We start from the raw sequence: 13,049 nt of genomic DNA, 5'->3' as shown, positions 1-13,049 counted from the left end.
GTCAGACTTTCTTGATCGCGGCCTTGCCGAACAGGCCGGAAGGTTTCACCGCCAGCACCAGCAGCAGCAACACCAGTCCCGGCACTTCCTTGTAGCCGGTGGACAGGTAGAAGCCGGTGGCGGTTTCGGCGATGCCGAGGATGATGCCGCCGACGATCGCGCCCACGCCCGAGGTCAGGCCGCCGATGATCGCCACCGCGAAGGCCTTCAGGCCCAGCGAGGCGCCCATGTTGGCCGAGGTGAGGGTGAGCGGCGCGATCAGGGCGCCCGCGAAGGCCGCCGTCGCCGAGGACAGCGCATACGAGAAGGTGATCACCATGCGTGTGTTGATGCCCATGAGGCCGGCCGCGTCGCGGTCGTTCGAGGTGGCGACCACCGCCTTGCCGTAGATCGACTTGCGGTTGAAGATCTCGACCGCCAGCATGATGGCGACGGCGCCGATGATCACCGCCACCTGCATCGGCTGCACGTTCGCGCCCATCACCGTGAACGGTTCGGACGAGATCGGGGAGGGGAAGGGCAGAACGTCCTTGCCCCAGATGTTCTCGGCCACGTTCTTGAAGATGATGGCCAGCGCGATGGTGGACATGATCCAGCCGAATTCGGACTTGATGCGGATCGCCGGGCGCACGCCGATCCACTCGACGAACATGCCCTGGATGGCGCCGAACACCATCACCAGCGGGATCATCAGCCAGTAGCTGATGTAGGGGCCGCCGTGGATGGTGCCGACCAAGGACAGCCCGACCAGCGCGCCCAGCATCAGGGCCTCGCCCTGGCCGAAGTTCAGGGTGCCGGAGGTGGCGAAAGTGAGTTGATAGCCGAACGCGATGACGGCATAGATCATGCCGAGCGCGATCCCGGAGACGACCAGCTGAAGGAGGATGTCCATAATTAACCCGTACGGCGCAAGTAATGTGAACCGTCGTTCCCGCGAAAGCGGGAACCCATGCTGAGTGACTTCGATCGGCTCGGCATGGATTCCCGCTTCCGCGGGAATGACGGGGTGATACGCGAGCGTTTGCTCTACGCGGGCTTACTTCACCGGCACCACGCGCCCATTCTGCACTTCGCCGAACTTGGTGTTCTCGAAGTTGATGGCCTCGTGGTCGGTCTTGCTGTAGGGCTTGTTGTAGGTGGTGACCACGCCTTCGATCGGGGTCTTCAGGTTTTCCAGCGCGGCGGCGATCTTCGGTCCTTCCGTGCTGCCGGCCTGCTGGATCGCTGCGGCCAGCAGGTAGATCGAGTCGTAGCCCTGGGCGGCCGACACCGCCGACGGCATGCGGCCGTTCGGCGGGTTGTAGGCCTTGACGTAGGCGTCGATGAAGGCCTTGCGCTTGGGCGTGTCCGGGTTCTGGATGAAGGTCTGCGGCATGCGGGTGCCGTTGCCGTTGGCGCCGGCGTTGTCGATGAAGTTGGCCATCGCCAGGGTCCAGCTGCCGACGATCGGCACCTTCCAGCCCAGCTTCTGCATGCCGTTGGCGATCTGCGCCAGTTCCGGGCCGATGCCGTAGGTGAGCACGACGTCGGCGCCAGCCTGCTTGGCGCGCAGCAGCTGGGCGGTCATGTCGACGTCGCCGATGTTGTACTTCTCGATCGAGACCGGCTTCACGTTTTTCGTTGCCAGCACCTTCTCGAGGTCTTCGCGGCCCAGCTGGCCGTAGTTGGTCGAATCGGCCAGGATCGCGGGCTTCTTGAAGCCGCGGCGGATCGCTTCCTCGGCGATCATGGTCGACTGGATGGTGTCGTTGGCGGAGTTGCGGAAGACGTAGTTTTCCGGCTGGTTGGCGAACTGCTTGGTGATGATCGAGCCGGTGGCGACGTTGTTCATCACCGGGATCTTGGCCTGCTGGTAGAAGCGCTGCGAGGCCAGCGCCACGCCGGTGTTGATGTAGCCGACGGTGGCCACGACCTTTTCCTTGTTGATCAGCTCCTGGGCGATCTGCACGCCGCGTTCCGGCTTGGCTTCATCGTCGCGCTCGACCAATTGCAGCTGGCGTCCCAGCACGCCGCCCTTGGCATTGATTTCCGCCGCCGCGAGGCGCACGCCGTCGCGCATCGACACGCCCATCGGCGCCGAGCCCGCGGTGAAGGGACCGGACACGCCGATCTTGATCGGCTCGGCGGCCATGGCGGACATCGACAAACCCAGTGCAACCCCTGCAACCAATGCTTTCAATTTGAAATCCATTGCTGTCTCCGTTATTGACTTCGTTTTTGCCGTGCGCCGGTGGGCGCCGGTACCGGGGCGGATCGGCTGGCGCAGACCCATCGTCGGGCCATTGTAGGATGGCAATTGAGCAACAGCAAACGATTCATGTGACGCGATGCACCATGCGTCATTCATGCAAATACGTAAGAAAAACGTAAGGAAGGGGGTGTATGGACGGGCGAAAAAAAAGGAGGCCGCACAGCGTGCGACCTCCCCATTTTAGTGCAACTATCTGATTTTAGCGATGACCGCGCCAGCGTCCGCCGCCGTGGTAGCCACGGTGGCCGTGACCCCAATTGCTCCAGCTGAAGCCGAGGCCGATCGAGATCGGCGGGGTCCAGAACGGATCGTAGACCGGGGCCGGCGCGTAGATCGGGGCCGGCGCATACACCGGCGCCGGCACGTAGACCGGCTGGGTCACGTAGGTGGTGCTGGACGGTGCAGGGCTGTAGGTGACGACGTCCGAAGTCGTGACGCGGCCGGCGTCGCCCGATGCGGCGGCTTGGGCGGCGGTACCGTTCGGGACCGGGGTCACCGAGACCACTTGCCAGCCGTTGGCGTCAGGCGCCTGCGCATAGGCGCGGGTGCCGTAGTTGGCGGGACCCGGATACTGGGTCGCGCAGCCGCTCAGGGCGGCAACTGCAAGAATGATGGCGAGTTTTTTCATGGCGGTTCTCCTCACCTGTCTACTATAGCGATTTCGCAGACGAACGCTTCCGGATTTACAGGCTGTTACAGGTGCGCACTTAACGGAAACGTCGATGCATACGGCGCCGAAAAGCTCAGGCGCGCCGGCGCCGGCTGGACAGCGCCACCGCCACCAGGATCATGCCGAAACCGGTCGCGTGGTACAGGTGCGGCGCCTCGCCCAGCAGCGGCCAGGCTGCCAGCGTCGCGAACAGCGGAATCAGGTAGACCGACATGCTGGCGCGCGCCGGACCGGCCACCGTCACCAGGCGGTCGAAGCAGAAGTAGGCGCCCAGGCTGGGGACGATGGCCAGGAAGGCCAGCGCCACGTACAGGCGGCTGTCGCCGAACGAAGGGACATCGCCCTGGATCGCTTCGAAGGCCGCGAACGGTGCCAGCACCAGTGCGCCGCCGCCGATCAGGGCCGCCAGCTTGACCGTGCCGGGCAGCGGCGGCAGCGCGAGGCGCTTGTTGAACACCGTGTACAGCGACCAGCCGATGGCGGCCAGCACCACCCACAGGTCGCCGCTGCCGAATTCCAGCTGACCAAGCGCGGCCAGGTCGCCCTTCGACAGCACCACCAGCACGCCGGCGATCGCAACCAGCAGGCCCCAGCCCTGGCGGCGGCCCAGCGGCGCCTTCCAGACCAGGCGTTCGATCAGGGTCACCAGTGCCGGGCTGGCGGCAAGGATGATGGCGACGTTGGCGGCGCCGGTATGGCGCGCGCCGATGTATTGCGGTGCAACAGCCAGCGCCATGCCCAGCGTCGACAGCAGCAGCAGGCGCGGCCAGTTGGCGCGCAGGGTACCGCGCAGCGCCCACATGCGCGGGCTGACGGACGGCAGCAGGATCAGGAAGGCCAGGGCCCAGCGGCCGAAGGCCAGGAACACGGGAGGAATCTCGGCGCCTTGCGCCCAGCGCGCCACCACCAGGTTCGCAGCGAACAGGGCGGGCGTGATCAGCATGAGCGGCAATTCGGCACTGAGGGCGGCGTTCTGGACCCCAAGTCCGCCGCGGGATACTGCTTCCGACACTAAAAAATCTCCTTCTATGAAACGCACGGGAATCATACTGCAGCGCACAAAAAATGTGCTTCTGTTCAGCCCGGCTTATGCATGGTGTATGGAAGATTCTTCCTCGTATCGGCTAAAATGCGAAAGAACTATCTTTCACTTCACCTGTATAGACAAGGAAGCCCTACCATGAAGGACGGCCAGCTCGACGAGATCGACCGCCACATCCTGCGTACCCTCAGCCGCGACGGCCGCATCAGCAACCAGAAACTGGCCGATACCGTGAACCTCTCGCCCACGCCGTGCTGGCACCGCGTCAAGGCGCTCGAAGAAGCCGGCTACATCACCGGCTACGCCGCGGTGTTCGACCAGCGCCGCATGGGCGTGCCGGACACCGTGATCATCGAGGTCACGGTGGACCGCCACGACGACGAGATCTTCAAGGCCTTCTCGGACGCGCTGGCAGGGCTGCCGGAAGTGACCGAAGCCTATCTGCTGTCCGGCGAATACGATTACCTGATCAAGGTGGCGGTGGCCGGCACCGAAGGCTACGAAAACTTCCTGCGCCAGAAGCTGTACAAGCTGCCCGGCGTGCGCCATACCCGCTCGACTTTCGCGTTGCGCTGCCTGAAGCGCTCGCCTTCGGTGAATCCATGAGAGTAGAATGGCCGGATGCCGATCTCCGATGACGTCCACCGGCGCCTCTTCGACGCCTCCCCGAATCCCTGCCTCGTCCTCGACCGTCAGCTGCATATCGTCAGCGCCAACCGGGCCTACCTGGCCGCGACCCGGCGCCGGCTTGACGAGATCGTGGGGCGCCGCTTCCACGACGCCTTCCCCACCGATCCGGAAACCGAACGCCAGTCCTTGGCCTCCATCGAGCGCGTGATCCGTACCGGGCAGCCGGATACGCTGGCACAGCTGCGCTTCGATATCCGGCGTGCCGCGCACGAGGGCGGCGGCGTCGAGACGCGCTACTGGAACGTCAGCCATACCCCGGTGCCGGGCGCGGAAGGCGAGGTCGAGCTGGTGCAGCAGTCCCTGCAGGCCGGCGTCGACCGCCTCACCCCGCTGTTCCAGAAGGCGCCGGGCTTCATGGCCGTGCTGCGCGGGCCGCGGCATGTCTGCGAATTCGCCAACGATGCCCTGCATGCGCTGCTGGGGCGGCGCGACTACGTCGGCAAGCCGTTGCGCGAAGCGCTGCCGGAGCTGGAGGCGCAGGGCGTGTTCGAGCGCCTCGGCCGGGTGTATGCGAGCGGCCAGGAATTCGTCGGCTACGGCCTGCCGGTGCTGCTGCAGCGCGCGGACGGCGGCAGCGCCCAGCACTTCATCAACCTGATCTACCAGCCCATCGTCGAGGATGGCGCGGTGACCGGCATCTTCGTCGAAGGCTCGGACGTCACCGAGCAGCACCTGGCGCGCGCCCTGGTCGAGGAGCAGCTCCAGGAGCTGCAGCGTGCCGAGCGGCGGCTCGGCTTCCAGCTCGAACTGGCCGACCGCCTGCGTCCGCTGGCATCGAGCGAAGCCGTGATCGGCGCCGCCAGCCAGCTGCTGGGCCGCTACCTCGGGCTGGCGCGCGTGGCCTTCGCCGAGATCGCGCCGGACGGGCTGGCGATGACCGTGCGGCGCGACTGGTGCCGCGCGGGCATGGTCAGCGTCGCCGGCATCCAGGGCACGCTCGACGACTTCGGCGCCGGCATGGCGGGCGAGCTGCGGCTCGGACGCAACGTGCTGGTGCAGGACGTGGCGCGCGACGAGCGCACGGCCGAACAGACCGAGGCCTACGCCGCGCTCGGCGTGCGCTCGCACCTGACCATCCCGCTGACCAAGGACGGCCGCGTGCGCGCGGTGCTGAGCCTGCACGACACGGCGCCGCGCAACTGGACGCTGGACGAATTGCGGATGGCCCAGGACATGGCCGAACGGACCTGGGCGGCGGTCGAGACGGCGCGCGCCCAGGCCGAACTGCGCGCCGAGCGCGACCAGTCGCAGTACATCTTCGACACCATGACCGAGGGCTTCGCCGTGGTCGACCGCGACTGGACCATCGTGCGCATGAACGCGACCGGCCTGCAGCTGGTCGGGCGCAGCGCCGAAGAGGTGGTCGGGCACAACCACTGGGAGGTGTTCCCGGAGGTGAGCGGCACCGAGCTCGAAGGGATCGTCCGCGGCATGCGGCACGGCGGGCAGGCCGGCGGCGTCGAATATCCGTACGCGCTGCCGCAGGGCGGCGTGCGCTGGATGGAGGTCAGGGTGTTCCCGGCCATGCACGACGACCTGGCGATCTTCTTCCGCGACATCACGGCGCGCCGCAACGCCGAAGACCAGCTGCGCCTGGAAGCGCACCGCAAGGACGAGTTCCTGGCGATGCTGGCCCACGAGCTGCGCAATCCGCTGGCGCCGATCGGCGCCGCCGCCGACCTGCTGGTGATGGGCGGCCTGGACCCGGCCCGGATGCGACGCACCAGCGCCATCATCACGCGCCAGGTCCGCCACATGACCAGCCTGATCGACGACCTGCTGGACGTCTCGCGCGTCACGCGCGGGCTGGTCACGCTCGAGCGCGAACCGGTGGACGTCAAGGCGACGGTGGCCGATGCCGTCGAACAGGTGCGGCCGCTGATCGAGGCGCGCCGGCACCGCCTGGAAGTGCACCTGGCGCCCGAGCATGCGCTGGTCGAGGGCGACCGCAAGCGCCTGGTCCAGGTGCTGGCCAACCTGCTGGGCAACGCCGCCAAGTACACGCCCGAGGGCGGCCGCATCGTGCTGGAGATGCAGGCCGACGCCGGCGACCCGGCGCTGGTGACCCTGTCCGTGACCGACAGCGGGATCGGCATGACGCTGGCGGTGCGCGATGCCGCCTTCGAGCTGTTCACCCAGGCCGAGCGCACGCCCGACCGTTCGCAGGGCGGGCTGGGGATCGGCCTGGCATTGGTGAAAAGCCTGGTCGAGCTGCACGGCGGCGCCGTGACGGCGTACAGCGACGGACCGGGCACCGGCAGCCGCTTCACGGTCCAGCTGCCGCGCATGCGCGAGCGCCGCGTCCTCGACAAGGGCGATGCCGAGCCGCGCACGCCGCAGGCGCCCCTGCCGGCAGCGCCGTCCAGGCGCCGGGTGCTGGTGGTCGACGACAACGTCGACGCCGCCCAGCTGCTGGCCCTGGTGCTCGAGAATCTGGGCTACGAGGTGCTGGTCGAGCATGATCCGCACAGCGCGCTGGCGGTGGCCGCCGCGTGCGCGCCGGAGGTCTGCATTCTCGACATCGGCTTGCCCGACATGGACGGCAACGAGCTGGCGCGGCGCCTGCGGCGCCAGGCCGGGACCGAGGAGGCGCTGCTGATCGCCGTGACCGGTTACGGCCGCCCGCAGGACCGCGAGCAGGCGCTGGCGGCCGGCTTCGACCATCATCTGGTCAAGCCGGTGGACGTCCACCGGCTGGTCGAACTGCTGGCCGACGTCGCGGCCTAGCCTGCGGCGAACAGGTTCAGCGGCACCGCCTGCGCCATCGCCGCGTAGCCGGCATCGTTCGGATGCAGGTGGTCGCCGCTGTCGTAGGCCGCTCTCAGGCGCGTCGGCCGGGCCGGGTCGCGCAGGGCCAGGTCGAAGTCGACCACCGCGTCATAGGCGCCGCTGCCGCGCATCCATTCATTGAAGCGTTTGCGCACGTTCTCGCGCGCCGCCGTGTAGTACGTGTGGCCTTCGAAAGGCGGAAGGGTCGCGCCGATCGGCCGGATGCCGCGTGCGCGGGCCTTGGCAATCAGCTGCTGGTGGCCGTTCACCAGGCTGTCGACCGGGATCGGGTTCGATCCTGAGCTGTAAACGATGTCGTTAATCCCGATCAGCACCACCATCCAGCGCACCCCGCTCGTGGCAGCCACGTCGCGCTCGAAGCGCAGCAGCGCGCGCTGGCCGGCCAGCATCGCATCCGGGTAGTCCTTCAGCAGCGAGTTGGCGCTGATGCCGCGGTTGGCCACGCCGATGCTGCCGGCCACGCCCAGCTCCAGCTGCAGGCGCCGCGCCAGCATGTCGGGCCAGCGGCGGTTGGCGTTGGCGCTGCTGGCCTGGCCATCGGTGAGCGAGTCGCCCAGCGCGACCACCGCGTTCGTTGCGGACAGGCCGGAATAGGGTCCGCTGACGTCGACCTCGGTGAGGAAGGGCCAGGAAGCGATGCTGCGCTGGATTGGCAGGCTTTGCAGCGCGGTCCGGTCGCCGGCGCTCGACACATAGCTGGTCTGCAGGGCCGCATTGTGCAGGGTGGTGAGACGCACCGTTCCCGGCAGGTAGAGGCTGACGGCGAGGTCGGCAAAGGGCGGGACGTTGAAGTCCGCCCCGTCCGACAGCACGGCGCCCCCGGCCGGAATCGTGACGGCGCTGCGCCCGCCGAACAGCAGCTGGCGGTCGGTGCCGGCCACCGTGACGGCGCCGCTGCTGCGCAGGGCGATGCGCGCGACGCCGATGTTCAGCGGCACGCTGCCCATTTCGTTCGAGATGCGGATGCGCACCCGGCTGCCGGCGACGCTCGCATGCACGATCAGGCGCAGGGTCTGGCCGGACAGGCCCAGCGTCGACGCCGTGGGCGGCGGGCCGGCCGGGGCCGCGCCCCAGGTGGCGGTCCAGCGGTCGGCGGCCTGGGCCGGCAGCGCGGCGGGGAGGGTCAGCGCGGCAGCCAGCAGCGGCCCGGTGCGCAGGAAGCCGCGGCGCGGCTGGGAGGGTGGCGCGTTGTCGTCAGTCGGAATCATGCTCATCTCCTTGTTATGGACGAGCGTTAGACCGTGACGACGCCTTATCGGCTCATTGCCCGACGAATGTCAGCAATGAGCCGCATCAAGCAACTCAGGCGAGGACGGCCAGCAAGCCATCCAGCCCGGTGAAATTCAAGGCGACGTCAGCCTGCGCGCGCACCACCGGCTTGGCGCGGAAAGCCACCGACAGGCCGGCAATGCCCATCATCTTGAGGTCGTTGGCGCCGTCGCCCATCACGATGGCCTGGCGCGAATCGACGCCGAGCCCGGCGCAGACGCGCTGCACGGTGCGCATCTTTTCCTCGGCGTCGACGATGCCGCCGACCACGCGCCCGGTCAGCTTGCCATCCCGCTCTTCCAGCAGGTTGGCGTGCACGTAGTCGAGCCCGAGACGGGCCTGCAGGCGCTCGGTAAAGAAAGTGAAGCCGCCCGACACCAGCAGGGTCTTCAGGCCGGCCGCCTGCACGGCCTGCAGCATGGCTTCGCCGCCCGGCGAGATGCGCAGGCGCTCCTCGTACACGCGTCCCAGCGCTGCCACCGCCAAGCCTTCCAGCAGGGCCACGCGGCGGGTCAGGCTTTCGGCGAAATCGAGCTCGCCGCGCATCGCCGCTTCGGTGATGGCCGCGACCTGCGGCTTCAGGCCCTGCATGTCGGCGATCTCGTCGATGCACTCGATCGTGATCAGGGTCGAGTCCATGTCCATCGCCACCAGCTTGAAGTCGGCGAGGGTGCGTCCGGCATCGATGAAGGTGGCGTCGATGCCGGCGCGTTCGGCCGCCGCCTCGATGTCGGCCTTCAGCGCGGGCGTGAAGTCGAAGCCGTCGCAGCGCAGCGCGTGCTCGTGGATGGCCGTGGCGCTGCGCGGGGAGGCCAGCGCGGCGACCTGCGCGAGCGCTTGCTGGCCGGCCTGCGGACCTTGCAGAATCAGTTTCTTGGACATGTGGGGCTCAGGCTAATAATTGTCGGATGGTTTGCTTGACCTGGTTCACGCGCGCCTGCAGATCCGGCATCGCGGCCGTGATGCGCAGCTTGTCCTGGCCGGCCAGTTTGATCTGGCGGTTCTTCTGGATCAGCGTGATGATCCTGATCGGATCGATCGGCGGCTTTTCCATGAACTGCAGGTTGGCGGCTTCCGCATGGGCGTCGATCTTGACGATGCCGACCTGCTTGGCCGAGATGCGCAGGCGATGGGTTTCGATCAACGCCTTGACCGCGTCCGGCAGTTTGCCGAAGCGGTCGATCAGCTCTTCCTGCATGTCGTCGATGCGGTCCTGGGTCTCGCAATTGGCCAGGCGCTTGTAGATCGACAGGCGCTCGTGGACGTCGCCGCAGAAGTCGGACGGCAGCAGGGCCGGCACGTGCAGGTTGATCTCGGTGGTGGAGGACAGCGGGGCCGCCAGGTCCGGCTCGCGGCCGGCCTTCAGCGCCTTCACGGCCTCGTTCAGCATATCCGAATACAGCTGGAACCCGACCTCCAGCATCTCGCCGGACTGGTTCTCGCCCAGCACCTCGCCGGCGCCGCGGATCTCGAGGTCGTGCATCGCCAGGTAGAAGCCGCTGCCCAGTTCTTCCATCGCCTGGATCGCGTCGAGGCGGCGCTGCGCCTGCTTGGTCATGTTCAGCGCGTCGTTCACCAGCAGGTAGGCATAGGCCTGGTGGTGCGAACGGCCGACGCGGCCGCGCAGCTGGTGTAGCTGGGCCAGGCCGAATTTATCGGCGCGGTGCATGATGATGGTGTTCGCGGTCGGCACGTCGATGCCGGTCTCGATGATGGTCGTGCACAGCAGGATGTTGAAGCGCTGGGCCACGAAGTCGCGCATCACCTTTTCCAGGTCGCGCTCGTGCATCTGGCCGTGCGCCACGCCGATGCGCGCCTCGGGCAGCAGTTCGCGCAGCATCGAATGGCGGTTCTCGATGGTCTCGACCTCGTTGTGCAGGAAGTAGACCTGGCCGCCGCGCTTGAGTTCGCGCAGCACGGCTTCGCGGATGACGGAACCGTCCTCGCTGCGGACAAAAGTCTTGATCGCCAGGCGCTTTTGCGGCGCGGTGGCGATGACCGAAAAGTCGCGCAGGCCTTCCAGCGCCATGCCCAGGGTACGCGGGATCGGCGTCGCGGTGAGCGTGAGCACGTCGACCTCGGCGCGCAGCGCCTTCAGCGCCTCCTTCTGGCGCACGCCGAAGCGGTGCTCCTCGTCGATGATGACGAGTCCTAAGCGCGTGAACTTCACGTCCGGCGACAGCAGTTTATGGGTGCCGATCACGATGTCGACGGTGCCGTCGGCCATGCCCTTGATCGCGTTGTTGATCTCCTTGCCGGTGCGGAAGCGCGACAGCTCGGCGATCTTGACCGGCCAGTCGGCAAAGCGGTTGGCGAAGGTCTGGGCGTGCTGCTCGGCCAGCAGCGTGGTCGGGGCCAGGATCGCCACCTGCTTGCCGCCCATGACGGCGATGAAGGCGGCGCGCAGCGCGACCTCGGTCTTGCCGAAGCCGACGTCGCCGCACACCAGACGGTCCATCGGCCGGCCCGAGGTCATGTCCTTGATCACGTTGGCGATGGCCTCGGCCTGGTCCGGCGTCTCGTCGAAGCCGAAGCTCTGGGCGAAGTTCTCGTAGTCGATGCTCGAATATTCGAAACTGTGGCCCTGGCGCGCGGCGCGGCGCGCATAAAGATTGAGTAATTCAGCGGCGGTATCGCGCACCTGCTCGGCGGCTTTTCTCTTGGCCTTGTCCCACTGGCCGGAGCCGAGGGTGTGCAGCGGCGCGTCTTCCGGCGAGGCGCCGGAGTAGCGCGAGATCACGTGCAGCTGCGACACCGGCACGTAGAGCTTGGTCTCCTTGGCGTATTCCAGGTGCAGGAACTCGGTGTCGCCTTCGCCCAGGTCCATGCTGATCAGGCCCATGTAGCGGCCGATGCCGTGGTTGATGTGCACCACCGGGTCGCCGATCTTCAGCTCCGACAGGTCGCGCACCATCGACTCGACCTGCGAGCTGGCTTCCTGCTTCTTCTTGCCGGCGCGGCGGCCGGTCCCTGCATACAGCTCGGTCTCGGTGATGAACACCAGATGGCCGCACTTGGCGTCCATCAGCTCGAATCCGGCCTGCAGCGGCGCCACCCCCAGCATCGCCTTCGCTTCCGAGGCGCACAGGCCCGCATAGCCCTCGACCGGCGTCAGGTCCAGCTTGTATTCGTTGAAGTACTGCTGCAGGGTCTCGCGGCGGCCGTTCGAATCGGCGCAGATCATCACCTTGGCGTCCGTATGGGCGAGGAAGGCGCGCAGGTTGGTCAGCGGATCGTCGAGGCGGCGGTTGACGGCGATGTCCGGAATCGGCGCCGAGACTTCCGAAGCGCCGGCACCGGCATCGCGTCCGATCGCCCAGCGCCCGTGCGGCTTGGCGCGTACGAAAAAGTCCTCGGCGCCGAGGAAGATTTCCTTCGGTTCCAGGATCGGGCGTTCGCGGTCGGCCTTCAGGAATTTGTAGCGCGATTCGGTGTCGGCCCAGAAGCGCGCGATCGCGGCTTCGATGTCGCCGACCAGGGCCAGCGGCGATTCCTCCGGCAGGTAGTCGAACAGCGTGGCCGTCTCGTCGAAGAACAGCGGCAGGTAGTACTCGATGCCGGCCGAGGCGATGCCGCTGCCGATGTCCTTGTAGACCGGAGAGCGGCTCGGGTCGCCCTCGAAGCGCTCGCGCCAGCGGCCGCGGAAGGCGGTGCGGGCCGCTTCGTCCATCGGGAATTCGCGGCCCGGCAGCAGGCGCACTTCCTTGACCGGGTACAGCGAGCGCTGGGTGTCGGCGTCGAAGGTGCGGATGGTTTCGATCTCGTCGCCGAACAGGTCGAGGCGATAGGGCAGCGCGGAGCCCATCGGGAACAGGTCGATCAGGCCGCCCCGCACCGAGTATTCGCCCGGCGACATCACCTGGGTCACGTGGCTGTAGCCGGCCAGGGTCAGCTGCGCCTTCAGCTTCGCCTCGTCCAGTTTCTCGCCCTGGCGGAAGAAGAAGGTATAGGCGGCCAGGAAGGACGGCGGCGCCAGGCGCACCAGCGCGGTGGTGGCGGGCACCACCAGCACGTCGCACTGGCCGTTGCGGATCTCGTGCAGCGTGGCCAGGCGTTCCGACACCAGGTCCTGGTGCGGCGAGAAGGCGTCGTAAGGCAGGGTTTCCCAGTCCGGCAGCAGGTGGCATGCCAGCTTGTCTTCGGCGAACCAGGGGATTTCGTCCAGCAGGCGCTGGCCGTCGCTGGCATTCGCCACGATCACGGTCAGCATCTGTTTGTTCGCCTTCAGCTCGAGTGCGGCGAGGGCCAGCGCATAGGCGTCGGACGAGCCGTGCAGGTGCGGCAGGGCGAAGCGTTGTCCGGGCTTGGGGAGGTGTTTTTTCAGGTCGAAAGGCATA

9 protein-coding genes are annotated in these 13,049 nt (G+C 67.3%); 2 read left to right on the top strand and 7 right to left on the bottom strand.

Annotated elements, in window-relative coordinates; translation table 11 throughout:
• Position 1 precedes the first annotated feature (1 nt).
• The 4 genes from NX782_RS04235 to NX782_RS04220 form a co-directional block, all read right to left on the bottom strand.
• Positions 2-892 carry a branched-chain amino acid ABC transporter permease gene (locus NX782_RS04235; protein ID WP_258844170.1) on the bottom strand — a complete coding sequence of 297 codons (891 nt, stop codon included), beginning with the start codon at positions 890-892 and terminating at the stop codon, positions 2-4.
• Positions 893-1,036: 144 nt separating this feature from the next.
• On the bottom strand, positions 1,037-2,191 hold the full coding sequence (locus NX782_RS04230) for an ABC transporter substrate-binding protein (protein ID WP_258844169.1): 1,155 nt from the start codon (positions 2,189-2,191) through the stop codon (positions 1,037-1,039).
• Between the two features lie 259 nt (positions 2,192-2,450).
• A complete protein-coding gene (locus NX782_RS04225) occupies positions 2,451-2,879 on the bottom strand; it encodes a hypothetical protein (protein WP_258844168.1) in 429 nt (142 codons plus the stop codon).
• 115 nt (positions 2,880-2,994) lie between these two features.
• Positions 2,995-3,933 carry a DMT family transporter gene (locus NX782_RS04220; protein ID WP_258844167.1) on the bottom strand — a complete coding sequence of 313 codons (939 nt, stop codon included), beginning with the start codon at positions 3,931-3,933 and terminating at the stop codon, positions 2,995-2,997.
• A 168-nt stretch (positions 3,934-4,101) separates the two neighbouring features.
• Here NX782_RS04220 and NX782_RS04215 point away from each other — a divergent pair, with 168 nt between their 5' ends.
• Both NX782_RS04215 and NX782_RS04210 read left to right on the top strand, forming a co-directional pair.
• Positions 4,102-4,569, top strand: coding sequence for an Lrp/AsnC family transcriptional regulator (locus NX782_RS04215; protein WP_258844166.1), 468 nt, complete (start codon positions 4,102-4,104; stop codon positions 4,567-4,569).
• Positions 4,570-4,584: 15 nt separating this feature from the next.
• Positions 4,585-7,380, top strand: coding sequence for a hybrid sensor histidine kinase/response regulator (locus NX782_RS04210; RefSeq protein ID WP_258844165.1), 2,796 nt, complete (start codon positions 4,585-4,587; stop codon positions 7,378-7,380).
• Here NX782_RS04210 and NX782_RS04205 read toward each other — a convergent pair.
• The 3 genes from NX782_RS04205 to mfd all read right to left on the bottom strand — a co-directional run bounded on the left by NX782_RS04205 (position 7,377) and on the right by mfd (position 13,048).
• Positions 7,377-8,651: an SGNH/GDSL hydrolase family protein gene (locus tag NX782_RS04205; protein ID WP_258844164.1), complete on the bottom strand. Its 1,275-nt coding sequence runs from the start codon at positions 8,649-8,651 to the stop codon at positions 7,377-7,379. The genes NX782_RS04210 and NX782_RS04205 overlap by 4 nt on opposite strands.
• Before the next feature lie 94 nt (positions 8,652-8,745).
• The gene (gene serB / locus NX782_RS04200; protein WP_258844163.1) at positions 8,746-9,594 is read right to left on the bottom strand and encodes a phosphoserine phosphatase SerB; all 849 of its coding nucleotides are present in this window, start codon (positions 9,592-9,594) and stop codon (positions 8,746-8,748) included.
• A gap of 7 nt (positions 9,595-9,601) precedes the next feature.
• Positions 9,602-13,048, bottom strand: coding sequence for a transcription-repair coupling factor (mfd, locus tag NX782_RS04195; protein ID WP_258844162.1), 3,447 nt, complete (start codon positions 13,046-13,048; stop codon positions 9,602-9,604).
• Between the last annotated feature and the right edge of the window lies 1 nt (position 13,049).

The sequence above is a fragment of the Massilia norwichensis genome, assembly GCF_024753245.1.
GTDB classification, from domain to species: Bacteria; Pseudomonadota; Gammaproteobacteria; order Burkholderiales; family Burkholderiaceae_D; genus Telluria; species Telluria norwichensis.
This window is presented reverse-complemented; position numbering and strand designations above follow the sequence as displayed.

Coding starts and splice junctions, on each gene's coding strand:
- NX782_RS04235 (WP_258844170.1), bottom strand. CDS start 892: ATGGACATCCTCCTTCAGCTGGTCGTCTCCGGGATCGCGCTCGGCATG.
- NX782_RS04230 (WP_258844169.1), bottom strand. CDS start 2,191: ATGGATTTCAAATTGAAAGCATTGGTTGCAGGGGTTGCACTGGGTTTG.
- NX782_RS04225 (WP_258844168.1), bottom strand. CDS start 2,879: ATGAAAAAACTCGCCATCATTCTTGCAGTTGCCGCCCTGAGCGGCTGC.
- NX782_RS04215 (WP_258844166.1), top strand. CDS start 4,102: ATGAAGGACGGCCAGCTCGACGAGATCGACCGCCACATCCTGCGTACC.
- NX782_RS04210 (WP_258844165.1), top strand. CDS start 4,585: ATGCCGATCTCCGATGACGTCCACCGGCGCCTCTTCGACGCCTCCCCG.
- NX782_RS04205 (WP_258844164.1), bottom strand. CDS start 8,651: ATGATTCCGACTGACGACAACGCGCCACCCTCCCAGCCGCGCCGCGGC.
- serB (WP_258844163.1), bottom strand. CDS start 9,594: ATGTCCAAGAAACTGATTCTGCAAGGTCCGCAGGCCGGCCAGCAAGCG.
- mfd (WP_258844162.1), bottom strand. CDS start 13,048: ATGCCTTTCGACCTGAAAAAACACCTCCCCAAGCCCGGACAACGCTTC.